Below are 25,663 nucleotides of genomic sequence, written 5' to 3'. Positions count from 1 at the left end.
TTAGAGCCTACTTTCTGGCGTTTTTGCATAATGTTTTCTCTTTTCTTTACTTTTTTTTGTAGTATTAAGTTGTTGAATTTTTTTAATAAAAAATTCTATGTTATGACTGGGATTTCTAAATTCGATAACAACTTCGGGAATATTATTTTGCATCATTCTAATAGGCAAATAGGTTTCATTTCTTGCACCTGTAAGTCCTGCGATATCATAAGCTTCAATTAACTCGCTTATATTTTTAGATTTTTCTATATATTGTTTAAAATCAGATTTATATTTTTCATCCATTTTTTTAAAAGCTAAATTATTATATTTGCTTATATCAGTTATGATTTTTTCTGGACTACTATATAAATTTTTACCTATGTCTAAGTTATTAAATGTAAAAATGTCATTGGCTACAGTACTTATTCTTAGCTCAATAGCTGATTTTAAGGTATTGTTTATTTCATATATTATTTCTTCTTCTTTATGGGAGTTTATAGTTAGTCCTTTTATTCTTCCTATATTGGATAACATTCTATTCATTATGCAAGATATATATTTATCCAATGGAAAAAACAGTTTGGAGCATTTATTAATATGGGAGGAAGATTTATCTATATTATACGTTTTACAAATTTGTTCCATTAAATACTCTAATATATTGTCTTTATGAGATTCAATTGTTGTTTGTATCTCCGTACATAAACGAGATCTATAGTTGGCAGGAACATACAAGCATATACATGCGATTATGCCTTCTAGACCAGTTTTAATCCAGAATTTATCAAAAGAGTTACTTTTAATGCTCGTTAATCTACGATGTGATTTCTTATATATCTCCTGTAAATTTGAATCTCTTTCAATATGATGGAGATAATTGTATAAAAGTTTTTCTATGTAACTAGTTATTTCTATTATTTTCAGTGTCAGTAGAGCAGAGCAAATTGTAGTATTAATATTTACCCCTTTTAAATATTTATTTAATATAAATCTTAAACTAGTGTATATGATGGATAATTTTTGTGATATTAGATTACTATTTATATAGAACCAGTCTTTTGTATTTGGAGTTGTATTTTGTCCATTTTTTTTACAAATAGTGATGAAAAAAGAAAAATTACTATCTTTTTCCAGAAGGTTATTAATTAAATAATCAAAAGTAATACCTATATTAAGGTGTGAACCGCGAATTTTATTGTTTATTTGTCCTTGATATTTGTGCTCGATCTGATAATTAGTGTTTATTAAATTTAGTAGTCCTGTTTCATTATGTTCACTTTCTATCTTTTCAATATTAATATTATACTTTTTATTGATCTCTTTAGAAAATATATTTAGGTTTTTAGAATCTTTGGCTATATCCAATATTTCTTTAGTGTAAAATTCGAGAAATGTAAATGCTGCTATGATCTTTTGTGTAAAATCATATTTATTAGAAGTATAAAGACATAAAATAGGTGAAACTAGTTCTAATTCTTTCTGTGCATCTGTTTCAATTTTCCACTCATTTATAAAATTAGTTGAATCTTTCATGATTTCATTGTGTCCAGTGGCACAGAGATATTGGGCTTCTTTATTCATTGAAAGAAACTGCTGTTTATTAAAACCTGCAAATTCATATTCAAAACCAAATGTTATAAGATTTTCATTTTTAAATAATGTATTAATTTCTGATTTTAAGCTTTTGTTATAATATAAAAGCGTCTGCAAATTAAAAGGGTTGTTTTTAAAAATTTTATGGTTTGAGTATAATTGCAGAGGGTTTGTGTTGAAATTGTTAACTCTTATAATATTTAGTATTTTTTCAGAATATTGAATAAACTTATTTAATAAAATATTTCCCTTATATCTAGGAGTTATTGATTTAGTTTTTAGATTATGGATTATCGGTTCAATATAATTGTTTTTGGGTGTATGTACTATAGATTTATCTCTTATGATAAATTCTCTAGGAGTTCTATTAACTGATTTTGTTTCTACTCTATTGATAGTGCTATAGTTATTAATAGTATCTTTAACATCAAAGTTGTGAGCATGGTTCCTTTTATGTTTGTTTTTTATATTAGAAGTATTCTTTGGTAATTGTATTATTGGTTTCGGGCCTATTATTAAGCTATTGTTAGGTATGGGTTTAAGTTTAGTATGATTCTGTGAATTAATAAAAAGGTTTACAAGGCGATCTTTGTTGGCGAAATTGTGTTTAATATTAATAATTTTTTTCTTAATATGGCAAGAGCAAAGATCATTTTTGCAAACATCACATTTCATATATTATTATAGTTCCTTCTTTATAGACTATACAAACAAGTTTTATATAACAATTATATCATGTTTAAATAAAATAAAATTATTTTAAAAATTTTTTTATAACTAAAAAAATTTTTTATTGATCTTTATTTTAACAAAACACAAATTTTAAGCATACACTGTAAGATTGTATACTCAAGTGTCAATCTCGATAAGAAAGACCCTGTAAATTCAAAAGCAAAACAAGCCCCGCTGCAGATTAGAAAAGGTTTAAAAACTTAAAATCTAACGACTCTACTTACTTTATGATTTTAAAAATATACTACAATTAATTAAGTAATTTATAAAAAATTAACTAAACCAGTATAATTGCAAAATAAAATATTTTTTAAAAATTAAATAAGTTTTTAGTATAATATAAATTAAGAACAGCCAAACTAATAGAAGGAAAACCATGTACCATTTAAAATTACCAAAAGACTTTATAAATCTTTTATATATATTAAATATAGACATTTATGCAGTCCCATGGGATAAAAAATTTACTAAAAATATTTATCGACATCCATCATTCCAAATACCTTTTGACTACGTCCAATATGAAGTTTTTAACTTTGTTAAGGGTAAGGCAAAAGCTGAAGTGATACCTAAAGAACAAGCTAAACAAATTAGTCAAACCCTATTAAATGGCTCTAAATCACTATCAGATTTATTGAGAGTTAACGAAGATAATTCATTATCTAAAGTAGCTTTATTTGATAAAAAAATACCCTAGTACCCGATCCTACACTACCGACTCCTACAGGCGCATTATTATTTGTGTGTAAGACAACTCACATGATCTTATCTGGGTTAGTGTATTTAAATTTAAAAAAGTTAGCAAGCTTCATTCACAACGTTTCGTCTTGTAAAAAAAAACTTAAAAAAGTTCATATTTATCTTCTGTATTCTTCTCATTCATTGTATAAAACATATAGACAATCTCGAGCATCCATAAGTCAACTAAAAAACAATCAAAAAGAGGGAGAAAAAATAGGAGGCTTTGCTAGTGGGTATGCAGGATTATTATTAGCTGTTTTACTTGAAAATTTTCATGCTAAATTAGAAGCTACTAAAGAAGCTTTAAGAGGTTACGGGGGTATGTTTGGTGATCAAGAAAAATATATAGGTTTAAAAGTGAATGCTCAGGATATGTATGATATAAGTTTTGAATGTGAAGATGGATTAAAAATTTTTTATAATTTTTATATCAAATTTCTCCAAAAGCAAAATATTGAATGGCTATACAAAAGTACAATAATTAGGTTAAATGCAAATGTTAAGGCTAAAAAAAAACAAATTGATAAATATAAGAAGCATTATGAAAAGGTTAAAAAAAAGAATACTCCAGAAATAGGTAAATTAGAAACTGAACTAAAGCAGTACATTTTTGATATCGATAAATTAAATAATGATAACCTTGAATCAATATTTTCTGACAACAGATTATTTAACATGATCTCGAAAACCATCCATAGAGTGATAATACTTCAAAGACTCTTTCTTCTACATGAGTTAAGTGCTAATAATCTTAAAGAAGTTTATCCTAATGGAAATAAAGATATACATAAAGAAATACGCAAAGCCAAGGCTGTAGAAATAAAAAATTATAAAGGAAAGCCGACTCCTCCCAAAATTGAACTACCGAAAAATAATCTTAAAAGCGAGATCATTAAGCGTAATCACAGTTATGAAGATCAAAAATTAATTGACCAGTTTATCCAAGAATTAGGTAAATTTTTCATTAAAAAAAATGGACCACAAAAAGGAAAAAGTAGAGAATTACAGCGTAATAACATTAAAGATAATGGTGAGATAGCACGTGATGGCAACTGTTTTTATAATGCTGTAGTTAAACAAGTTCATCGTTTAGGAAGAGCCCATGATATTGTTGGCTTTCCTGACTCTGGTGAGAATTTAAGGGCTATATTAGCCTCATATATTCTAAATGACATGGTACAGCAGTATCTAAGGCCTTTTGTTCCTGCTAGTGATTTTAATAAAGTTTACTATGATATAGCAAATCCAGGATTATGGAACAACGAAGCTGGCGATTTAGTTATGTTTTTATTAGTAAATTTATACCCCAATATTAGACTTAATATACACAGGATAATGGTAGAGTCAAGACAAACACCTATTGAGCAAATAACAGCTATAGCTCCGTCAAATAATTTAATCGATATTGATGTAGGCTATGATAATACAATACCTGGCCAAGAACACTATTTTTTAATAGCTGATAGACAAAAAGCCAACAATAGTATACAAAATTCTTTGGGTATAGACCAATTAGGCAATAAAAATCAAGATCAATCCTACATTGCAGTAAATAACAGTGCTATTAGCATATCACAACAAATAAAAAAAGCTGTTAAACAGTTAGAAAAGTCAAAAATAACAGATAAAATTTTAGGTAAAAGACAAAATAAACCTCAGCCAGTAGATATTCTTTTGGAAGAAACATTAAATGTTGATAATGAAAATTCAACAGGGAATTTAGAAATACATACTAGAGAGAGAAAACATAAGTGTAAAGTCTGTGGTCAAGGTTTCAACAAAACATCAAACTTGAAACAACATATGCTCATACATACAGGAGAGAGACCATTTGAGTGTAAAGACTGTGGTCAATGTTTCACCCAACAATCAAACTTGAAACAACATATGCTCATACATACAGGAGAAAAACCATGTCAGTGTGAATTCTGTGGTCGAGGTTTCACCGACCCATCAAACTTGAAAAGACACATACTTATACATACAGGAGAGAAACCATTTCAGTGTGAATTCTGTGATCAACGTTTCAACCGTGCATCAAGCTTGAAAAACCATATGCGCATACATACGGTAGAGGGTATATAAGTGTAAGGTTGAAGGCTGTAGCGTAAGCTTTTCTCAATTATCGAATTTGAAAACACAACACATAAGTGATAAACAATAAGGGGTAATATTATTCTAGTAAATAAAGTCACTTTAACGGATACAGTTTATTTGGAAGCTGTGTTCTATTTACAGTTTTAAAATTGTATAATCTTGTGAATTAATATTTATTTTAGTTAATTACTATGAGTAACTATATTTTTATAGTTTCAGCTCCATCTGGTGCTGGCAAAAGTTCTCTTTTAAAAGCTTTTTTGGGAACTCAAATCGGTAAAAGTAGTTTTTCAGTAGCAGTATCACATACAACTAGATTACCTAGAGTTGGTGAGACTAATGGTAAAGAGTATTATTTTGTAGATACATTGGAGTTTGAAAATATAATAAAAAAAGATGGCTTCTTAGAATATGCTAAAGTATTTAAAAACTATTATGGAACATCAAAAGCTGAACTAGACAGATTATTAAAAGAAGGTAAAAATATAATCTTAGAAATTGACTGGCAGGGAGCACAACAGACAAGAATAATCTATAAAGATAAAGTCAAAAGTTTGTTTATATTACCACCTTCTTTAAATGAGCTTAGAAATAGGTTAGAAGCTAGAAATACAGATACTAAAGAAACTATAGATTACCGTATGAAACAAGCTGAAAGCGAAATTGCTCATGCTAATGAATATGATTACCAGCTTGTGAATGATGAGTTTGATAAGGCTTTAGTAGACTTATGTAAATATTTTAAAGAGAATACTAAAAGTTAAATATGAACAAAACTCAACAGCAAATCTTTAATTTCTTAAGTGACAAAAAATATGTAAGTGGGGAAGAGATAGGAAATAAGCTTGGAATTACAAGAGCAGCTGTATCTAAGAATATAAAAAAATTAAAAGACAAATATAAAATAAATATTTTTTCTAATCCCAAAATAGGCTATTTATTAGAAGAAAAATTAGATTTAATTGATGTAAATAAAATAGAAAAAGTTTTTGATAAAGTTATATATTTTTATTCGATAGATTCAACATCTAAATATGCTATAGAAAACCAAGGTAATTTTAGCAAAAATACTATCTTTATAGCAGAGCATCAGAGTAATGGTTTTGGTAGGTTTAATAGAAGTTGGAGTTCTCCTTTTGGTAAAAACATATATTGCACTTTGCTTGAGTTTGTTGAATTAGACGTGTCAAAATTGACAGGTCTATCTTTAGTTATATCGATAAGCATTGCTAAAACGTTAGCCAGATTTGGGCTAGAAACTAAATTAAAGTGGCCTAATGATATTTTTATTAACAATAAAAAAGTTAGTGGAATTATTATAAATATTTTTGCTGAAATTAATAACAAAGCAAAACTATTTATTGGTTTTGGCTTAAATGTAAACATGCAGAAAAATGAAGATATAGCAAACCAATGGACTTCTTTAAAGTTAGAATCAAAGAAACATATTGATAGAACAGAACTGCTAATTACACTTATTACAGAAATTCGTAAAGATCTAGACACCTTTGTTAAACAGGGATTCACTTATTTTAAAGTAGATTATGAAAAGATGAATTACTTAAAAGATAAAACTTTTTTACTGAAAATAGGAGATAAGCTTTTTTCAAATTGTAGCTATAAAGATTTATCTGATATTGGTGAAATACATATTGAATCTAATGGTAATACTTATACTTTTTCATCTGGAGAGATTAGTATTTTAGATAATTCGATAAAATCTTGATAATTGCTATTTTTAGCTATTTTTGCTAAACATTCTTGGCCAGATAGCTGTTCTATTGTTTGTATTTGTTCATCAATATAGAAAGTTTTTTCACTATTACAATTAGCTACCCAACCTTTTAATTTAATATTATGGCGTTGTAACTCGTTAATCGTCAGTAATGTATGGTTTATACAGCCAACTTTTATACTAGAAACTAATAAAACTGGTATTTGTAAAGATTTTATTAGATCTAGTTGTGTAAGATTATTAGAATAAGGTGTAAGTAATCCTCCAGCACCTTCTATAAGTAAAATATCATAGTTGTGTTTATATTTATCTGTAATAAACTGATAGAGTTCCATTAGATTAATATTTTTGTTTAAATTCATGGCAGCTATATGTGGTGCTATAGCCTGATCAAATGAAATTAAGTTTATTTGCTCAGCAGTGAATTTATAATTATAAGCGTTTAGGATACTTTCAACATCCTCTGCTAAATCAGAAGTTTCACTTTTCCCTGAAGCTACAGGTTTTAAACAGAGTGAGTTTATACCCTGTGATTCGTAAGCTTTTATTAGATTTGTGGTAGTATATGTTTTACCTACTTCTGTATCTATCCCTATTATAAAAAATTTTTTCATTAATTACTCCTTATGGCATATAAATAAACCAATATGATAAGTTAATTTACAGTCATTAGATTGTTTGTAGAGATTTTTTATGGTACTAAAACTTACCTTATTTAATGAGCCTGTATATGTATTTACTCCTGTATTTCTAAGGTGTGCAGTTAATTGTTTAAAATTATCAAATCTAAGAGTTAAATAGTATGATCTGTTATATAAGCATGTTAATTTATTATCTTTAATTGTTTTAAGAATAGTATTTTTTGGAAGCATTTTGTTTGTTCTTAAGGTGTTTGTAATTTCATAAAAATTACCCGAAAGTAAAGTGCTAAAAGCTAGCAAAGATTTACTATTTAGCTTTCTTTTTAAATTAGATATTAAATTATTTAGGTTATTACTCCATTGGAAAGACATATTAGAAAAAATAAGATCATAGCTTTTAGTTAATAAATGTAAATCTTGATCAAAATTTAGTTCAAAAAAGCTTATATTTTTAACATTATATATTTGTGAATTAGATAAATTTGGCAAAGCTAAATCAACAATATCAAGTGTATTTGGTTGAAACGTATTATTTAGTTCTAAGAGTTCTGAAGTATTTCTCACACCAAGACATAAGAGATTATTTACAGGTGTATTTACAAATTCTAAACTTATATTTAGAAGCTGTTTTCTTACTAGATTTTGTACAGTTGCATTATTCGAGTATTCATTAGCATAAAAGAAATTTTGCTTAATCTTATTGTATTTATTCATTGATAGATACCTTTAGATAAAATAGTTAGAGCTTTTTGTATCTCTTCAAATGTATTATTTGCATGTATTGAGAACCTAAGTAATGATTGGTTTTTTGGTACCGTTGGATATCTAAAGCATGATACAGCTATATTATTTTTGTCTAAATCAACTTTTAGTTTTATAGCTAAGCTAGAATCTCCTATTAAAATGCTTCTAATAGGAGAGACGTCATCAGATACTAGTTTTAAGTTTTTTTCTTGACACAAGCTATTAAAAAAATAAATGTTATTTTTTAAATCCTCTCTTTGAATATTTGCATTTTTTAGGTTTTCTAATTGAGTTATCGATGCTTCTAAAATTAAAGCAGGTAATGCGGTAGTATAGATATAATGTCTAGCAAATTGTATTAGATAATTTGCTATTTTGTCGGTAGTGCATACAACAGCACCAACTCCACCAAAAGCTTTGCCTAGAGGAAAAACGGCTATTGGACATTCTTTATGACTTAAATTATGATGGTTAATAGAGCCAGAACCTTGATTACCAATAACTCCAAAACTATGTGCTTCATCTACAATAAGTTTATTATTATCTATAAACTTAGATATTTTATTTAAATCAGTAACACTGCCAGTAGTACTAAATACTCCTTCTGTGATTACAAAACTCTTATGGTCGTAGATGGTTTTTAAATGTTCTGTGCTTTGGTGTTTATATCTTTTGAGTTTTGCCTCTGAAAGTTTAATACCATCGATAATAGAAGCGTGAATGTTCTTGTCTGTAAAAATAATATCTTGTTTAGTAAATAGAGTTGAATAAATAGCTAGATTAGCCATAAAACCAGAATTAAAGAATATAGCTTGAGGGTAGCCTACAAATTTAGAAAATCTTCGTTCAAACTCTTTAATGCTATCGTTATATCCACAGACTATAGCTGATCCTTTACTTCCGAAACCGTACTTTTTAAATCCTTGGATAATAGCTTTTTCGAGATTTTGTGAGTTAGATAAATTTAAATAATCACTAGTAGTAAAGTCTATAATATCGTTACTATTATTATAAGTTTTTAGCTCCCTTAGTAAATTAGCTTGCTGATATTCAAGATATTTTTTTTCTAAATGTTCCATAATTACCTATAATTAAGCAACAGCATTAGAGTGTAAGCCAAGTTTTGATATTAGGTATTTATCAGAGTTTATGGAAGCATTATTTTCAGTAAGTAACTTATTGCCATAAAATATAGAATTTATTCCAGCTAGGAAACAAAGAGTTTGAGTTTCAAGAGACATATGCTCCCTACCTGCTGAAAGCCTTAATCTAGCTTGTGGAAATAAGATTCGGGTAGTTGCTATAAATCTAACCAAGTCAAGATTATCAACTTGAGCTTGTGAATATTTATCACCTAAAGGAGTTCCTTTAACAGGTATTAATGTATTAATAGGTATACTTTTAGGAACTGCTGGTAAATTTAAAAGTTCTAATAGTAGATTTAGTCTATCATCTAAAGACTCTCCCATACCCAGAATGCCGCCACAGCAAACATTGATATTAGCATTAGCTACATTTCTAATAGTTTCTATTCTTTCTTCAAATTTACGCGTTGATATTATGTTTGGATAAAACTCTTTTGACGTATCTAAGTTGTGGTTATAGTAATCAAGCCCGGCTTCTTTTAATAAATTTGCTTCATCACTACTTATGCTTCCTAATGTGACACATGTTTCTAAACCTAATCCTTTAACTTCAGATATGATTTCAGCTACTTTATCTAAGTCTTTTTTAGGTATACTTTTCCAAGCAGCACCCATACAAAATCTTTTTGAACCATTAGATTTTGCTTTTTGAGCTTCTTTTAAGATCTCATCTTTATCTAAAAGCTTATGTTTTTCTATATTAGTATTATAATGTCCGCTTTGTGGGCAATATTTACAATCTTCTGGACAAGCTCCAGTTTTAATACTCTTTAGAGAACATAACTCAATATCATTAGTAAAATGCTTTTTATGTGTTTCTAAAGCAAGGAAAATTAGTTCCGTCAACGGTTTATTATAAATCTCTTGTATTTGTTCTAACGTCATGTTTTTTTCAGTGTAATTTGTAATTGTGAACAATTCTATCTTGCGTGTATAATATTTGTCAACTTTAATATTTAATAACGGTTTACAAATGACTTATAGTACAAATATATGGCATCCATGCACCCAAATGAAAGATTTTGAAAGAAACCCACCTTTAGAAGTCATAAAAACACAAGGTAGATATATCTATACAAAAGATAATAGAAAACTTTTTGATGCTACCTCTAGTTGGTGGTGTAAATCATTAGGTCATAGGCATCCAAGTATAATTAGTAAATTAAAAGCTCAGCTAGATAAGTATGAGCATACCATATTTGCAAATACTACAAATGATGAAATAAATACTTTTAGTCAAAAAATATGTAAGCTAACTAATATGGATAAAACCCTGTATGCCAGTGATGGTTCTTGTGCAGTTGAAATAGCTTTAAAAATGACCACGCATATCAGGAAATTTAATAACCAAAGTAATAAGTTTAAGTTCTTATGCTTAGAAAATTCATACCATGGTGAAACATTAGCTACAATGAGCGTCAGTGATTGTAGTTTATATTCAGAACCTTATAAAGCATTATTATTTGAAAGCTTTATTTTAAAGGATATCCCTTATGTAACAGGAAAAAATGATCCATTATGGGAGAATGCGGAACCCCACTGGTTAGAATCAAAGAAGTATCTTGAGCAGCATAAAGATAACATAAACGCCTTAATAGTAGAACCAATATGTCAAGGTGCTGGAGGGATGTTAATATATAGCAAAGATTATCTCAACAGACTCTGTAAATGGTGCAAAGAAAATGATATTTTTATAATTTTTGATGAAATTATGACAGGAATAGGGCGTCTTGGTAAGATGTTTGCCTTTGAATATTTAGACGTCCAGCCTGATTTCTTATGTTTATCAAAAGGCTTAACTTCAGGCAATTTTCCATTTAGCGTTGTTTTGACAAAGGATGAATATTATCAACTGTTTTATAGCGATGATTTAACCAAAGCATTTTTGCATTCACATACCCATAGTGGTAATGTTTTAGGTGCTGTTTGTGCAAACGCAGTTTTAGATATTTTTGAACAAGAGAAGGTTTTAGAAAATGTATTAAAACTTGAAGAGTTATTTTTAGAATCATTTTTAGAAATACAGAAAGAGGTACCTATTTTAAAAAATATTAGAAATATTGGGTCAGTAATAGCAGCTGATTTAGATGTGAGCAAACATAGATTTGGCTTAGATGTTTATCGTGAAGCTATAAAACTCGGTGCTTTACTGAGGCCATTAGGAAATACTATATATTGGTTACCGCCTTTAAACTCTACAAAAGAGGAAATACATCAGCTAAAGGTAATAACAAAAGACGCTATATTAAAAGCTTTAAAAAATTAATATGATAAATGAATTATTATAGAGTAATTTAGACTCTATAATCACAAATAAAAAAAGGGTATACAGCAATTATCTTATTATCTGATAGGATAATTTTTGCTTTATGTCTATCATTGGCAGGTATTTTAAGCTCTTGAAAAAGGACTTTTAAATTATTAGTTTTATGTCTGCCTGGATATTTACATTTATCCGAACTTTTTCTGTCTCTAATAACTACTTTAGAGAAATCTTTCTTCTCAGCAAAATGTTGTTCTAACCAGTTTATGATAGTTTGTTTGTCTATAGAAAGCTCTTTTAGAGCGTTTTGTTTTATTTTTAATAAACCATATTCTACAACTAGCTTGTAATCGTAATTTATGTCAAATTGCCATCCAGTAGTTACTTGATTATTAAGCGTTGAAATAATAGTATCAAGTTGATTAGATTTTAGACTTAAATGGGTATTGTTTTTAAACCATAAATGCAATAAATTAGTTTGAACATCTCTATCAAGTTTTATTAGTAAGTCTAAGTTGATATGTTTATTATCTGATATCTCTGTTAACTTTTCTGCAAGCAATTTATGCAAAAGGTTATTGCTCTGAGCACAAATACCCGCACTGCGAGAAAGAGTTTTATTTACACTTGGATTAAAGCTTTTTAATATAGGTATAATTTGGTTACGTATTAGGTTGCGACGGTATTTATTATCTTGATTACTGTCGTCATATATATAGGTGATATTATTATCTATAGCGAATTTCTCTATTTCAGCTTTAGGATAGTTAAGTAAGGGTCTTAAAACTGCTCCATATTTTAATTTTTTATAACGCGGCATAGCTGAAAGTCCAGCAAGCCCAGCACCCCTAATAGCTTGTAATAAAAAAGTTTCTGCTTGGTCGTCTAGATGATGCCCTAATAGTAGTAGAGGGTTAGGGTAGTTAGACATTATCTTTTGAAAAAATATCATTCTTTGCTTACTAGCCCATGCTTCAAAGCTTTCTGACTTAGGAGCTTTATCAAGAGTATGAGCTATAAATTCAGCTTTGTAGTGCTTGCATGTCTGTTGACAATGTTTTTGCCAATTATCAGCTTGTGGATGGATACCATGATTAATATAGATTGCTATTATAGGTATATTGGTTGGAACAGATATATTTAAAAGTACACTAGAGTCAACTCCACCACTATATCCTATAATGATGTGAGAAGGCTTTAAAGAAGTTATTTCCTTTACAATTTTAGCCTTATTAATTGCAATTGTCATCTATTTCAAATAACGTGCGCGAATGGTTGCTTTTACTTTTTTAAATTCTTCAACAAGATCTTTTGCTTGAGTATCAGTTGAGCGGATGTCCATTACAACATAACCAATACTTTCTAGTGTTCTAAGATATTGCCCTTCAACGTTTATATTTTTCTCAGCTAAAATTTTGTTTAGCTCATTTATTATACCAGGGATATTTTGATGTATATGCAAAATTCTATGACTGTTAGTATGAGTTGGTAGAGATAATTCTGGGAAATTTACAGCATTTAAAGTAGAGCCATTATCAGAATATTTAATAAGTTTAGCACTAACTTCATTTGCTATGTTTTCTTGAGCTTCTATAGTGCTGCCACCAATGTGTGGAGTTAAAAACACGTTATCAAAATTTCTTAAAGGACTATCAAAAATCTCATCTTTAGAAGAAGGCTCTTTAGGGAAAACATCTATAGCAGCTCCTTTAAGCTTTTTAGTTTTTAAAGCTTTAACTAAAGCATCGATATCTATAACGTTACCACGTGAGGCATTTATAATCACGGAGTTATCTTTCATTAGATTAAATTCTTCATACGAAATCATATTTCTAGTAGTAGATAATTGAGGTACATGTAAAGAGACTATATCAGACTGTTTGAGTAAACCTTCTAGATTAGAAACTTGAGTAGCATTACCTAGTGGAAGCTTTTCTTCAACATCATAAAATATAACATTTAGACCAATACTCTCAGCAAGTATTCCAAGTTGCATACCGATATGCCCATATCCAATTATTCCTAGTGTTTTACCTCTGATCTCATTTGCATTTTCTGCTGATTTTAACCACTCACCACGGTGAGCTTTAGCATTTTTGTCTATAACATTTCTTATTAATAAGATAGCTTCAGCTAAAACTAATTCAGCAACACTTCGTGTATTTGAAAAAGGAGCATTAAAAACAGGTATACCTAACTGTTGAGCAGCTTTTAGATCTACTTGATTAGTTCCAATACAAAAACAGCCTATAGCTGTAAGATGCTTAGAATTTTCTAAAACTTCCTTAGTTAATTGGGTTCGTGAGCGTAAGCCAACTATTTTAAAGTCTTTTAATTTTTCTATTAACAGTTGTCCTTCTAAAGCGGTATTTAAAAGTTCAACGTTCTCATAACCAGCAGCTTTAAAAGATTCTATAGCATTACTGTGTATTCCTTCTAATAATAATATAGGAATTTTCTTTTTACTAAGTGAAAGTTGGCTCATTGGGAAATGGCTCCTTTATATAGATATTTTTGCTTTAATAGCAGGATGGTAATTATAATTTACAAACTCGAAATCATCATATTTATAATCAAAAATGGAGTCTGGTCTTCTTAAAATTTTTAAGGCTGGTAGTTCTAAAGGTGTACGATTAAGTTGCTCATTAACTTGATCTATATGGTTATTATAGATATGGCAATCTCCACCAGACCATATAAACTCACCAACATCTAAATCACATTGTTGTGCTACCATATGTGTAAGTAGTGAATAGCTAGCAATATTAAAGGGTACACCTAAAAATGCATCTGCACTACGCTGGGTAAGCATACAAGAGAGTTTATTATCAGCTACATAAAACTGAAACATAGCATGACATGGTGGCAGGGCAGAATTACCGATTTCTACGTTCTCTTGAGGAGAAAGTTTTTCAGTGGGTACTACACATGGATTCCACGCTGACACTAATATTCTACGCGAATTAGGATTAGTTTTTAAAAGCTCTATAACTTCAGCAATTTGGTCAACTCCTTGACCATTAAAATCACGCCATTGCTTACCATATATTGGACCTAGCTCACCATTTTCAGTTGCCCATTCATTCCATATTCTTACTTTGTTTTCATTAAGGTATTTAACGTTTGTATCACCACTTATAAACCATAATAATTCATGAATAACACTTGGTAGATGAATCTTTTTAGTAGTTACAAGGGGAAAACCTTTTTGTAAATCAAAGCGCATCTGAAACCCGAAAATGCTTTTTGTACCAGTACCAGTTCTATCTCCCTTATCTGTACCATTTTCTTTGATATGCTTAAGGAAATTTAGATATTCACGCATGTTTTTTACCTTTAGTTTTAACAAACACAGCGATTAAGATTATTGCTCCTAATAAAACCATAGGTGCAGATAATATTTGCCCCATAGTTACCCAATTAAAGAAGATATAACCATACTGTGGGTCTGGTTGTCTGAAAAATTCACAAATAAACCTAGCAGATCCATATAAAAACATAAATAAACCTAGTACCAAATATCTAGGACGTTTTTTTATAGTTACAATCCAAAGGATACTAAAAAGAACCACACCTTCTAACAAAAACTCAAAAAGTTGAGAAGGGTATCTTGGTAGAGGACCCCCGGTTGGGAAAATCATGCCTATAGAAGAATCAGTAACTCTTCCCCAAAGCTCACCATTGATAAAATTACCTATTCTACCGGCACCTAGACCTATTGGTATAACTGGAGCAACAAATTCACCAAGGTCAAAAAAATTGATGTTATACTTTTTTGCATATATACCAAAAACAATTAATACACCAATAAAGCCACCATGGAATGACATACCACCATCCCATAAAGAAAACATGTTTAGAGGGTTATGTATATAAAATAAGAGATTATAGAAAACTATATAACCAATTCTCCCACCTAAAATAACACCAAGAGCTATATAGAAGGTTAAATCTCCAACTTGCTCAGGTTTAACTGGAGACCAAGGTTTTCTTTTAGCTCTATACTTAAGTAGAAACCAACCAGCAAGAATGCCAATTAGGTACATCAACCCATACCAATGAATTTTAATTGGTCCTAACTGTAGGGCGACAGGGTCTATATGTGGGTATTGTAACATCCTTAACCCTTATATTAGTTTTTGAGATTCAAAGTCCACAGCAGCAGAATAATTTATAAATTCATCAGCTGGTTCTTGCTTTACTTTTTTATCTTCAGCTTTTTCTTTAGCAGGCTTTGCGGCTTTTATGGTTTTTTTAGAAGAATCCGTTTTTGGCTTCGTAGTTTTTTTAGAGTCTTTTCCTTCTAAGTTTGTATCTACTTTTTCTTCACTGGTTGCTAGAGTAGTTTTTTTAACTTCTGTTTTCTTTGTATCTTTAGGTCTTTCAGTAGTTTCAATAAAAGTTTGCTCTTTAGAACTTGTTTCAAGTTCAATACTGACTTGAGTTTCTTTTTCATTTACATCTTTAGCAATATTAGCTAATTCTGCATCAACAGAAACAGTATCAAACTTTAGGTATTTTTGAGTTTCAACCTTTTCTTCTGTTTTTACTTTCTTAGCGCCATCACATTTTAAACTATCATAGTTATCTAAAATATCTTTAACCATCACAGAGATAAATTCATTTGGGTTTTTTGAGATAACTTTTTTAACCAGGTCTGTCTTATTGTCAATAGATTGTGCTTCATACTTTAATTGTGTTATATTAACCACTTCTTCAGCGTCGTTAATGTTTATGTTGCTAGACCTGTTATTATTTTTGTTAGTTGAGCGTTTATCAGTATCATCATTTTTCTTAGTTTTATTACTACGATCATTACGCTCATTGTTGTAACTATTTTTTTTGTGACGTTGGTTATCACGCTCATAGCGGTTTTTGTTATTATTACCGTTACTATTGTTATCTTTAGTTGAATTACTTAGAGGTTTGGTGAGCTCAATTTTCTCAACGGCTTTATTTTCTTTATTTTTATTAGGTTTGTCGTTTCTTTGCTGGCGATTTTTATCATCTTTTTTCTTATCTAGCACAGTTTCAGAAGTTTTTGCACTATCTTTAGTACCAAAGATGACATTTGCTAATTTAGCAAATAAGCTTTTTTTCTTAATATTATTGGTATTAGATTCTTTGGGCTGATAGCTTTGATCTTCTTGTTTTTGTTCTTTCTTTTCAGAAACTTTGGTTTCAACAGCTTTAGTTAAATCAACAGCTGCAACTTTTTTCTTACCAGCTTTTGGTATTTCAAGATTATATACGTCTTCGATAAGCTCTGGGCTTGTACGATTTGATTTGTAGCTTGCACCCCAAATTCTTTGCATTTGGAACTTAGGTGATTCCATATTAAAGTTAGGAATAATCATGACTTTAACATTAGATATCCTTTCGATATCAACTATATTTTCTCTTTTTTCATTTAGTATATATGCAGCTATATCTACAGGAACTTGTACGCGGATTTCATTAGTATCATCCTTCATGGCTTCAGCTCTAATTTTACGTAATATTGTAAGAGCCGTAGCTTGAGTGGTCTTGATAAAACCATGACCTTCACAACGTGGGCACTTTTGCATAACACTTTCATTTATAGACGAGCTTAGACGTTGTCTTGATATTTCAATAAGTCCAAGCTTAGAAATACGAGACATTTGAATACGAGCTCTATCTTGCTGTAAAACTTCCATAAGTTTTTCTTCAACTTGCTTTCTATTTGGATAGAAAGACATGTCAATAAAATCGACAATTACAAGCCCGCCAAGATCCCTGATTCTAAGTTGCCTAGCAACTTCCTCAGCAGCTTCTAAGTTTGTTTTAAAGGCTGTGGTTTCAACATCTTCAGCTTTATTAGATCTGGAAGAGTTTACATCTATAGCTACTAAAGCTTCAGTTGTATCTATTACTATAGAGCCACCTGAAGGTAGACGTATTTCTCTTTTGTAAGCATTTTCTATTTGCTGATCAATACCATGTTGAGTAAACAAAGGTAGCTCTTCATTGTATAATTTAACCTTGTTGGTGTCAAAGCTTTGTCTTAGTAAGCTAAGTTGCCTTTTGACATCATCAAAGCATTCTTTACTATCTACTATGATCTCTTTTACATCTTCTTTTAAGTGATCTCTAACAGTTCTAACAATAATGTCGCTTTCTTTATGAAGTAGAGCGGGTTTTTTTATCTTATGGTAAGCTTGTGTGATAGATTGCCATAATTCAACTAGCGTATCAAAATCATATTTTAACTCCTCAAAAGAGCACTCCACACATGCTGTTCTAGCAATTACGCTCATGTTTTTAGGGATATTTAAATCTTTGAGATATTTTTTTAACCTTTCTCTTTCTTCACCTTCAACACGACGTGAAATACCACCACCTTCAGGGTTATTTGGTAAAAGCACCATATATGAGCCAGCTAGTGTAATAAAAGTAGTCAAAGCAGCTCCTTTATCACCACGCTCTTCTTTGTCTATTTGTACTATTAGCTCTTGACCCTCAGATAAAAGATGAGCAATATTTTCACCTGTGGGAGTATCTTTTAAATAGTATTCAGACACCTCTTTGAATGGTAAAAAACCATTTTTTTCTTCACCATAATTTACAAAAATAGCATTCAAACTTGGTTCTATTCTTGAGATATAACCTTTGTAGATATTAGCTTTTTTTTGTTCTCTATCAACGTTTTCAATGTCTAGATCAATTAGTTTGCCGTTATCTAAAGTAGCAATTCTAATTTCTTCGCTATTTTTACTGTTAATTAGTATTTTCTTCATTTTTTAAATTCCTTAAGTAATATTCATAGCTGACTTTTTAACGAACCAGCTTGTTTTTTGTTGACCTCTATGGTCTTCTTAATTTAACCACTATTCTTTTATGGGCTAAGCAGATTCCAAACTTGTGAAATTAATCAGATTTACCATCTCTGATTTAGAGCTTAGACGTGTTAGTGATTTTGTTAAAGTACTATGTACGCAATTATTTGATATAATAACAATATTAGCTATTAATTGAAAGAAATATCGGATTAAATGAGCTTTATCTATCTGGATTATGCTGCTACTACACCACTAAGTGAAACGGTTAAAAATAAACTTATAAACTATATAAATAACGATAATAATTATTTTTTTAACTCAGGGTCATCTACTTATGAAGACGCTGAAAAAATAAAAGATCAAATTGAAACAGCAAGGGAGGATATTGCTAAAACTTTAGGGGTTTTAAATAGAGAAATAATGTTTACCTCAGGAGCTACTGAATCTAATAATTTAGCTATAAAAGGCATCGCTCAAGCTTATAGTGATAAAGGGAAACATATAATTGCATCAAAAGCTGAGCATAAGGCTGTCTTAGATGTTTGTAGATATCTAGAAACACAAGGGTATGATGTGACTTATCTAGATGTGAATAGTAAAGGTAAAGTGAGTATTTTAGATCTTGAAAAGGCTATTACTAAACGAACTATATTAGTGAGTTTAATGGCTGTAAATAATGAGCTAGGCACTATGAATGATCTAGTTAAGATAGGCGAGATTACTAAACGTAATAAAGTTTTTTTTCATGTTGATGCAGCTCAAGGCTATGGTAAGGTGAACTTAGATATTAAAGCTATGAATATTGACTTGTTATCAGTATCTGGACATAAGATATATGCACCTAAAGGAATAGGCTTTTTATATGTCAGATCGAAGGCTCCTAGGGTTAAGTTAGTAAAACAAATCCATGGCGGTGTGCAGGAATTTGGAATGCGAGCTGGAACATTACCTAATTATCAGATTTTTGCGTTAGCTGAAGCTTGCAAAGATATATTTAGTAATAAAGATGTAAATTATAAGCGTATTAATAAGTTACGCGATATATTTTTAGAGCAACTCAAAATAATCAAGAACATAAAGATTAATACAGACTTACAACATAGTTATCCAGGTATTTTAAATGTAACTATTAAAGGTGTAAAAGCAGAAACTTTACTAGCTATGCTTGATGGAGTTTGTTTATCAATGGGGTCAGCTTGTAACTCTCAAGCAATAGAACCATCTCATGTCTTAAGGACAATAGGTTTAAGTGCAGACGATGCTGATAGTACAATTCGGGTCTCTTTTGGATTACCAACAACTCAAGAGGAAGTAATCAAAGCAGCAGAGCTCATTAAAGAAAAGGTGAATATTTTAAGAGTAGTATCACCTTTTGGTGATACAGATACTATTTAAATACTGAGGTTAAAATAAGTGTACAATAGTCTAGTAAAAGAAATGTTGTCAAAGATATCAGTAGATGATGCTGAGATTTTACCTACTCAAGTAAAATATAAAACTAATGATAATTTTTCAACAGTAGAAATTTACGTAAGTAAAGAAAAAATTTCTTTTAAAGTTTTTGGTGATGCTTACATAACAGCTATGGCAAAATGGTTACAGCTAAAATTGCAGGCTAATGAAAGTGTAAAAGTATCACTAGAAAATTTAATAGACATATTTGGGTTACCTGAAATAAAATATAGAAATGCTGTCCAGCTTATAGAATTAATAGAGAAATTAAATGAAAGATAGATTCTATGAGTTTTATATCTTGCATCAGCGTAAATACAAGGAAAATTCTCTATTAGTTTCTATATTTACGAGTGAGTTTGGTAAGCTCACTGGAATTATTAGAACTAGTAAAAAACAGCAAAATTTGTATCAACCATTAGTTAAACTTTGTGGACAGATAAGCCTAGCTAAGCGAGACTCAGGATTAAATAAGATTTATAATATAGAGTTTATAGAGTCTTTTTATAAAAAATCATACATTAATCTTTTAGCTTTACAGTATATAAATGAACTCATTTTTTTGCTTTTAAGCTACTCTCATGAGGATGATAGACTTTTTAAAAAATATGATTTTGTTATGAGTAATATGAGTGAGGATAATTATAAGTATTTGTTGAGATTTTTTGAGTTAGAACTTTTAGAGAGTTTAGGGCAAGGTGTGTATGTTGAGCATGACCTTGATGGTTACAATATAGAGCCAGCTAAAAATTACAATATTTTATTTGCTGGATTTAGAGAGGCTGCGGTAGCTGGTGCTAGCTCGGTTAAAGGATTAAGCCTCATGAAGATAAGGGAACCACTCTATAAATGGACAGAACAAGATTTAAAGGTTATAGCTAGAGTTACAAGATTAAAGTTAGACAATATTTTGGTAGGTAAGCAGCTTCAAAGTAGGAAACTTTTATTAGATTATTTAAGTTTAAAGAGATGAGTTGTTATTTGTTGAAAATTTAGTTCTATAAGCTTTAATGAAAGATATGGTTGGTGGTATTAAAGAGACAACGACTATCAAAATTATAAATAAGCCAAAGTATTTTCTTACAAAAGCATTATTGCTAAACCAGAACGCTATATAGATGATAGAATATACCCAAATAAAAGCTCCCACTGCGCCTAATACTACAAATTTGATGTAACTCATCCTACTCATACCAGCAGTGAAAGGTAGCAAGGTTCTAATTAATGGTGTAAATCTAGCAATAATTATCGCTCTACCTCCATATTTATTAAAGAAGTTTTGGGCTTTAATAAGGTGAGCTGTTTTAAGTATTTTAGCGTCATCCTTAAAAATCCTTTTACCAATAAATCTACCCAAAAAGTAGTTACAAGAGTCTCCACAAATAGCAGCTAAAACTAAAATAGGGGCAACTAGGTGAACATTTAGTGTAGTGACAGCACCTGTTAAGCCAATTGCAAAAAGTAGTGAATCACCAGGTAAAAATGGTGTAACTACTAATCCTGTTTCACAAAATATGACTATAAAGAGTAATAGATAGGTCCAGTCGCCCAATATATTAATATAAGTACTTACAAACTCATCTAAGTGTAAGATAATATGCAACAGTGCTGTTATAGTGTCCATTAATAAACTTTTCCAAATGATTTAGATTTATACATAAAATGCTTGAAAATACAGGTTTCTATTTTTGTCTTTATTGATGATTTTAGTACTTTAAATTTTGATAATAGCTAGCTATTATCTGCAATCCATAGCACTAAACTCATACAAAGATACTTTGATATAAATCCCGCATTTTCAAGTATTTTATGTAAGATTATAGAAAAATAATTATCAAAGGTTAAGATCTTTTTGTTTTTATTTTATTAAGGATGTACTTTAATATCACTTGTCCTATGACTGCGACTATCACCAGAATAATTATCAAGCTTAAATTTTCTTTTATAAATTTATTTTCACTGAAAAAATAAACAGTATAAGTAATAGAAAAAGACCAAATAATAGCTGAAAGCGAGCCTAAAATAACAAACTTAGGATAGTTCATCCTACTAATCCCTGCTACAAAAGGTGTTAATGTTCTTACAAAAGCAATAAAGCGTGAAAATATAATTGCTTTAGTTCCATTTTTTTCTAAAAATAATTTGGTCTTTTCTAAATATACAGATTTAAGTATAGGCGCATGAGGGCGGAACATCTTTTCACCTATAAACTTACCTGTAATATAGTTGCAAGAATCCCCTATTATAGCAGCTATGCATATTGTAAAAACAGCTACATGTATATTAATACTAGTAGCAGCTGCTGTTAAGCCAATTGTAAAAAGTAAAGAGTCTCCGGGGAAAAATATTCCTAACACGATTCCAGTCTCACAGAATATAATTATAAAAAGTAAAACGTAAAACCACATTCCTAGAGTGTCAACAAAATAGTTTATATAAGAGTTAAAATGTATTATAAAATCAAACATCGACTTGCTCCGGTTTAATTTTAATAGATAATGCATGTATATATGCCATTAAATCACCAATTGCTATATATACTTGTTTATGTGAGGATAATTTAGGTATAGAGTTAAGTTTATTGGACTCTATTTCTAGCAGTAGATGGTATTTTCCTTCAGTGTAGCCTTTGTGCTTAATATGTTTATAAGTCTCATCTGTTAGTTTAATATTTGCTTTAGGATCAAGTTTAGATAATATACGTTGCTTTATTTGATCTACTAAAGTCGAAATGTCCATTTACAGAATCCTTGTTGGAGTAATAATTATATCAAGTTGTATATCATGTATATCTATGATAATACCATTATTTTGTTGTTCATCAAAGGCTATACCTATAATTAATGGATACTTAAAGTTTTTTTTAAAGTGTAATGAATAGTCATAGTATCCACCACCCATACCCATACGGTATTTTTGTTTGTTGAATCCTACTAATGGGATTATTATTATATCAAGCTCCCAAGGTGCTGTAACGCTAGTTATTGAATACACCGGCTCGTTGATTTTGTATTTGTTTGTGTAATAGGACTTAGTGTCTTTTGCAAACCAGAGTCCATGCTTAATACAAGGGTGTATTATTGGTAGGTAAACTTCAAAATAGTTATTTATAGTTTTTGTGTTAACTTCATTTTTTAAGGAGAGAAAACTAGCAATTTTAGGAGTTGTAAAATTCTGGTTTATGTAGTTAATAACCTTATTAGCAATATCTTCAGATAATAGATCTTTATTTGGAAGATCATTACGAATTTGTAATAATTGTTTACGTATTTGTGATTTATTCATAAATAAATTAGCTATCCAGGTTACCGTTTTGGTCCAATGTTCTTGATCCCTGTGGTATCAAGTGGGTGTCATAGTTCCACCGTTGGGCTTCTTTGCTAATATCTAAAAGATACCAAAGCTTGCTCTCTAGGTGAAACACCAAAACTCCCTTTAGTAAAACTATCGGCTCAAGATTGTAACCAAATTACGAATAACCCAGACAGCTAAACTTATGTATCTATTATAAGATAAGTTGATTTTAGTGTGCAAGAGGATAATTAGTAAATATATAAAAATATTTATACTAAATTGGTTGATATTTTTAGTTTTCAACAGTTCCATTTTCTAAACTTGTTGGTTTAATCATAAAAGCCTATTTAACACTACCTAACTCGTCGTCATCGTGCTTGACACGGGGATCCTTCAAATACTGGATAAAAGCTAAAAGCTAAAAGCTTACCGTCTTTACGGCAATGATTAATTAATATAGGCTTCTATTCTTTGATCCTTATAATATGATTATCTTGTTCGATGAAATCTAAAATTTTACTTTCTTCTGTAGTAGTTATAAAAACTTGTGAGCTTAGTTTCTTTAGATAGTTAAATAACATTTGAGTATGGTTATTATCTAGCTCAGAAGTTATATCATCTATTAAATAGATACATTTATTTTCATTTTCAAGGTTATGGATTTCTCCTTGAGCTAATTTTATAGCGCAAATAAGCAATTTTTGCTGCCCTCTTGAAAATATATCTTGTATAGGTTTGTTATTTATAGTCAAGACGATATCAGCCTTATGTGGACCATGATTAGTGATCTTATATTTATTGTCATAATCAAAAGATTCTGTTAAAACTTCCATTAGACTTTTATCACTATTCCAACCACGGTAATATTCTATATTTAATTGCAAGTCTGGGTTAAATTTGGTAAGTATTTCGTAGATTTTAGGTTTTAGTTTTGTAAAGTAACTTTGCCTTTTTAAGTCAAGGATATTGCCAAATTCATTAAGTTTTTTATCTATACCTACTATGTAAGTATGAGGGTAGTTTTGCTTTAGAGCGGAATTTCTTTGTTTTACAAGAAATTTAGTTTGTTGCCATATTTTTAGAAAAGTTTTATCAAGGTAAAATGCTCCCCAATCAAGGATTTTGCACCGTTGTTGAGCTCCAGAATTAATTAGATTAAAAGCTTCAGGATTGATTAACTGTATGGGCAGATTTCTAGTAATTTCAGTATAGTTTTTTTGTATTTCTAAATTAAGCTTAGAGATACTACTACCATTTTTTTTACGAGATATAGCCATTGTTATTTCATCAGAATTATAAGCTTTTGCAAATATGATAAACTCATCAGCATCATGGTTGACTATTCGGTTAAGCTGAGAGCTACGAAATGATCTACTATGAGATAAAAAATATATAGCCTCAAGTATAGAAGTCTTTCCAGAGCCATTTTTGCCAATAATAAAGTTAATACTAGAGTTAAAATCAAAACTTTTAGATTGTATATTTCTAAAGTTTTGAAGTCGTAAATTAGATATATACATTTTTAGATAAACTCTAGACTAGTATTATAAATTTGTTGTTTTAGTATATCAGGGTTTAATTCATAAATATTGCTTACAAGCTCAAAAATTTTAGGTATGTTTTTGGGCGTATTAGTACTTTGTTGTTCTGTATAAAGTTGCATATCTGGAGAATCAGTTTCTAAAACAATATTTTTTGAGTCTATATTTTTCAAGGTTTGCTTTAGCTTTGAGTGTGGGTGTGAAATAATACTACCTATGCCTAGCTTAAAGCCAAGATCAATATACGTTTTAGCTATATCAGTGTTAGCATTAAAAGCATGAATTATACCACCACTTGTAAAGTTGGTAGTTTTGATAATTTTTATAATTTCATTATGAGATCTAACGGAGTGAATAATAACTTTTTTATTAAGGTTTTTTGCAATATTGATTTGGCTTTTAAAAAACTTAATCTGCTTATCAAAGTTTTGTAGACGTTTATCTAAACCAATTTCACCTATAAGTTTAGTTTTAGTGTTTTGAGTATATTCTTCTAATTTAAAAATGTCAGAATCTTGATGTAAGTCTATAAAAATAGGATGTAAACCAAAACATATATGGATATTATTAAATTGCTTATTTATAGTTAGTAGTTTGTCCCAACTGGAGCTTTGAGTTGCTGGATTTATAAACCTTTTAACACCAAGTTTATCACACTCAAAAATCAAGTTTTGGCGGTTTTTATCAAAAATAGTAAAATCCAAATGGCAATGTGTATCGATAAACATAGTAGTTTTATTAAAATCTTATCTGGATTGAGATATAATACATCAAGTTATTTATACATAAAATCGTCAATAAAGACAAAAATAGAAACCTGTATTTTTCAGGTATTTTATGTATAAACGTTGTAGTTAAACTAATTAGGTTTGGTGGGGTTTGATTTAGGTGTTTTATTGCACT

Annotated in this window: 23 protein-coding genes, 1 other RNA gene and 1 pseudogene; 8 read left to right on the top strand and 17 right to left on the bottom strand. The window is 29.7% G+C overall.

Annotated elements, in window-relative coordinates; translation table 11 throughout:
- Entirely contained in the window at positions 1 to 2,250 is a 2,250-nt protein-coding gene (locus E4K63_RS04785; protein WP_133941724.1) for a hypothetical protein, read from the bottom strand.
- A gap of 433 nt (positions 2,251 to 2,683) precedes the next feature.
- On the opposite strand from E4K63_RS04785, the gene E4K63_RS04780 reads away from it, so the two are divergent.
- From E4K63_RS04780 to E4K63_RS04765, 4 genes are all read left to right on the top strand, one after another.
- Complete coding sequence (locus E4K63_RS04780; RefSeq protein WP_133941723.1) at positions 2,684 to 3,004, top strand: hypothetical protein; 321 nt, start codon at positions 2,684 to 2,686, stop codon at positions 3,002 to 3,004.
- 185 nt (positions 3,005 to 3,189) lie between these two features.
- Entirely contained in the window at positions 3,190 to 5,133 is a 1,944-nt protein-coding gene (locus tag E4K63_RS04775) for a C2H2-type zinc finger protein (RefSeq protein WP_166666896.1), read from the top strand.
- 203 nt (positions 5,134 to 5,336) lie between these two features.
- Entirely contained in the window at positions 5,337 to 5,909 is a 573-nt protein-coding gene (gene gmk / locus E4K63_RS04770; protein ID WP_133941721.1) for a guanylate kinase, read from the top strand.
- Between the two features lie 2 nt (positions 5,910 to 5,911).
- Complete coding sequence (locus E4K63_RS04765) at positions 5,912 to 6,871, top strand: biotin--[acetyl-CoA-carboxylase] ligase (RefSeq protein ID WP_133941720.1); 960 nt, start codon at positions 5,912 to 5,914, stop codon at positions 6,869 to 6,871.
- Here E4K63_RS04765 and bioD read toward each other — a convergent pair.
- From bioD to bioB, 4 genes are read right to left on the bottom strand one after another with little or no spacing between them, the layout of a single operon-like run.
- Positions 6,817 to 7,494, bottom strand: a complete 678-nt coding sequence (gene bioD / locus E4K63_RS04760; protein WP_133941718.1) for a dethiobiotin synthase — start codon at positions 7,492 to 7,494, stop codon at positions 6,817 to 6,819. The genes E4K63_RS04765 and bioD overlap by 55 nt on opposite strands.
- Before the next feature lie 3 nt (positions 7,495 to 7,497).
- The gene (locus E4K63_RS04755; RefSeq protein ID WP_133941716.1) at positions 7,498 to 8,235 is read right to left on the bottom strand and encodes a methyltransferase domain-containing protein; all 738 of its coding nucleotides are present in this window, start codon (positions 8,233 to 8,235) and stop codon (positions 7,498 to 7,500) included.
- Positions 8,232 to 9,344 carry an aminotransferase class I/II-fold pyridoxal phosphate-dependent enzyme gene (locus E4K63_RS04750; RefSeq protein WP_133941714.1) on the bottom strand — a complete coding sequence of 371 codons (1,113 nt, stop codon included), beginning with the start codon at positions 9,342 to 9,344 and terminating at the stop codon, positions 8,232 to 8,234. The genes E4K63_RS04755 and E4K63_RS04750 overlap by 4 nt, the downstream gene beginning before the upstream one ends.
- Positions 9,345 to 9,356: 12 nt before the next feature.
- Positions 9,357 to 10,295, bottom strand: coding sequence for a biotin synthase BioB (gene bioB, locus E4K63_RS04745; protein ID WP_133941712.1), 939 nt, complete (start codon positions 10,293 to 10,295; stop codon positions 9,357 to 9,359).
- An 88-nt stretch (positions 10,296 to 10,383) separates the two neighbouring features.
- Here bioB and bioA point away from each other — a divergent pair, with 88 nt between their 5' ends.
- Positions 10,384 to 11,676: an adenosylmethionine--8-amino-7-oxononanoate transaminase gene (bioA, locus tag E4K63_RS04740; protein WP_133941710.1), complete on the top strand. Its 1,293-nt coding sequence runs from the start codon at positions 10,384 to 10,386 to the stop codon at positions 11,674 to 11,676.
- 28 nt (positions 11,677 to 11,704) lie between these two features.
- Here the strand turns inward: bioA and tilS are convergent, their stop codons facing one another.
- The 5 genes and pseudogenes from tilS to E4K63_RS04715 all read right to left on the bottom strand — a co-directional run.
- Entirely contained in the window at positions 11,705 to 12,916 is a 1,212-nt protein-coding gene (gene tilS, locus E4K63_RS04735; protein WP_133941741.1) for a tRNA lysidine(34) synthetase TilS, read from the bottom strand.
- Between the two features lie 6 nt (positions 12,917 to 12,922).
- Positions 12,923 to 14,158, bottom strand: coding sequence for a phosphoglycerate dehydrogenase (gene serA, locus E4K63_RS04730; RefSeq protein WP_133941709.1), 1,236 nt, complete (start codon positions 14,156 to 14,158; stop codon positions 12,923 to 12,925).
- Between the two features lie 15 nt (positions 14,159 to 14,173).
- Complete coding sequence (locus E4K63_RS04725) at positions 14,174 to 14,998, bottom strand: thymidylate synthase (protein ID WP_133941707.1); 825 nt, start codon at positions 14,996 to 14,998, stop codon at positions 14,174 to 14,176.
- Complete coding sequence (lgt, locus tag E4K63_RS04720) at positions 14,991 to 15,791, bottom strand: prolipoprotein diacylglyceryl transferase (protein WP_133941705.1); 801 nt, start codon at positions 15,789 to 15,791, stop codon at positions 14,991 to 14,993. Before lgt ends, E4K63_RS04725 begins: the two co-directional genes overlap by 8 nt.
- 363 nt (positions 15,792 to 16,154) lie before the next feature.
- Positions 16,155 to 18,431: pseudogene (locus E4K63_RS04715) on the bottom strand (Rne/Rng family ribonuclease); the annotation flags it as partial.
- Between the two features lie 255 nt (positions 18,432 to 18,686).
- Between E4K63_RS04715 and E4K63_RS04710 the strand changes: the two are divergent.
- The 3 genes from E4K63_RS04710 to recO are packed head-to-tail and all read left to right on the top strand — an operon-like array spanning position 18,687 to position 20,898.
- A complete protein-coding gene (locus E4K63_RS04710; RefSeq protein WP_133941702.1) occupies positions 18,687 to 19,868 on the top strand; it encodes a cysteine desulfurase family protein in 1,182 nt (393 codons plus the stop codon).
- Positions 19,869 to 19,886: 18 nt separating this feature from the next.
- Positions 19,887 to 20,207, top strand: coding sequence for a hypothetical protein (locus tag E4K63_RS04705; RefSeq protein ID WP_133941700.1), 321 nt, complete (start codon positions 19,887 to 19,889; stop codon positions 20,205 to 20,207).
- Positions 20,197 to 20,898, top strand: a complete 702-nt coding sequence (gene recO, locus E4K63_RS04700) for a DNA repair protein RecO (RefSeq protein ID WP_133941698.1) — start codon at positions 20,197 to 20,199, stop codon at positions 20,896 to 20,898. Before E4K63_RS04705 ends, recO begins: the two co-directional genes overlap by 11 nt.
- On the opposite strand, the gene E4K63_RS04695 is transcribed toward recO, so the two are convergent.
- From E4K63_RS04695 to E4K63_RS04665, 7 genes are all read right to left on the bottom strand, one after another.
- On the bottom strand, positions 20,887 to 21,549 hold the full coding sequence (locus E4K63_RS04695) for a VTT domain-containing protein (RefSeq protein WP_133941696.1): 663 nt from the start codon (positions 21,547 to 21,549) through the stop codon (positions 20,887 to 20,889). The genes recO and E4K63_RS04695 overlap by 12 nt on opposite strands.
- A gap of 217 nt (positions 21,550 to 21,766) precedes the next feature.
- The gene (locus E4K63_RS04690; protein ID WP_133941694.1) at positions 21,767 to 22,393 is read right to left on the bottom strand and encodes a VTT domain-containing protein; all 627 of its coding nucleotides are present in this window, start codon (positions 22,391 to 22,393) and stop codon (positions 21,767 to 21,769) included.
- Entirely contained in the window at positions 22,386 to 22,664 is a 279-nt protein-coding gene (locus E4K63_RS04685) for a BolA family protein (protein WP_133941692.1), read from the bottom strand. Before E4K63_RS04685 ends, E4K63_RS04690 begins: the two co-directional genes overlap by 8 nt.
- A complete protein-coding gene (locus E4K63_RS04680) occupies positions 22,665 to 23,210 on the bottom strand; it encodes a 5-formyltetrahydrofolate cyclo-ligase (RefSeq protein ID WP_133941690.1) in 546 nt (181 codons plus the stop codon).
- Positions 23,211 to 23,218: 8 nt separating this feature from the next.
- Positions 23,219 to 23,415: non-coding RNA, 6S RNA (gene ssrS, locus E4K63_RS04675), on the bottom strand.
- 268 nt (positions 23,416 to 23,683) lie between these two features.
- Complete coding sequence (gene recF, locus E4K63_RS04670) at positions 23,684 to 24,739, bottom strand: DNA replication/repair protein RecF (RefSeq protein WP_133941688.1); 1,056 nt, start codon at positions 24,737 to 24,739, stop codon at positions 23,684 to 23,686.
- Between the two features lie 2 nt (positions 24,740 to 24,741).
- A complete protein-coding gene (locus E4K63_RS04665) occupies positions 24,742 to 25,488 on the bottom strand; it encodes a TatD family hydrolase (RefSeq protein ID WP_133941686.1) in 747 nt (248 codons plus the stop codon).
- Between the last annotated feature and the right edge of the window lie 175 nt (positions 25,489 to 25,663).

It is taken from the genome of Allofrancisella inopinata (genome assembly GCF_012222965.1).
Classification (GTDB): domain Bacteria; phylum Pseudomonadota; class Gammaproteobacteria; order Francisellales; family Francisellaceae; genus Francisella; species Francisella inopinata.
This window is presented reverse-complemented; position numbering and strand designations above follow the sequence as displayed.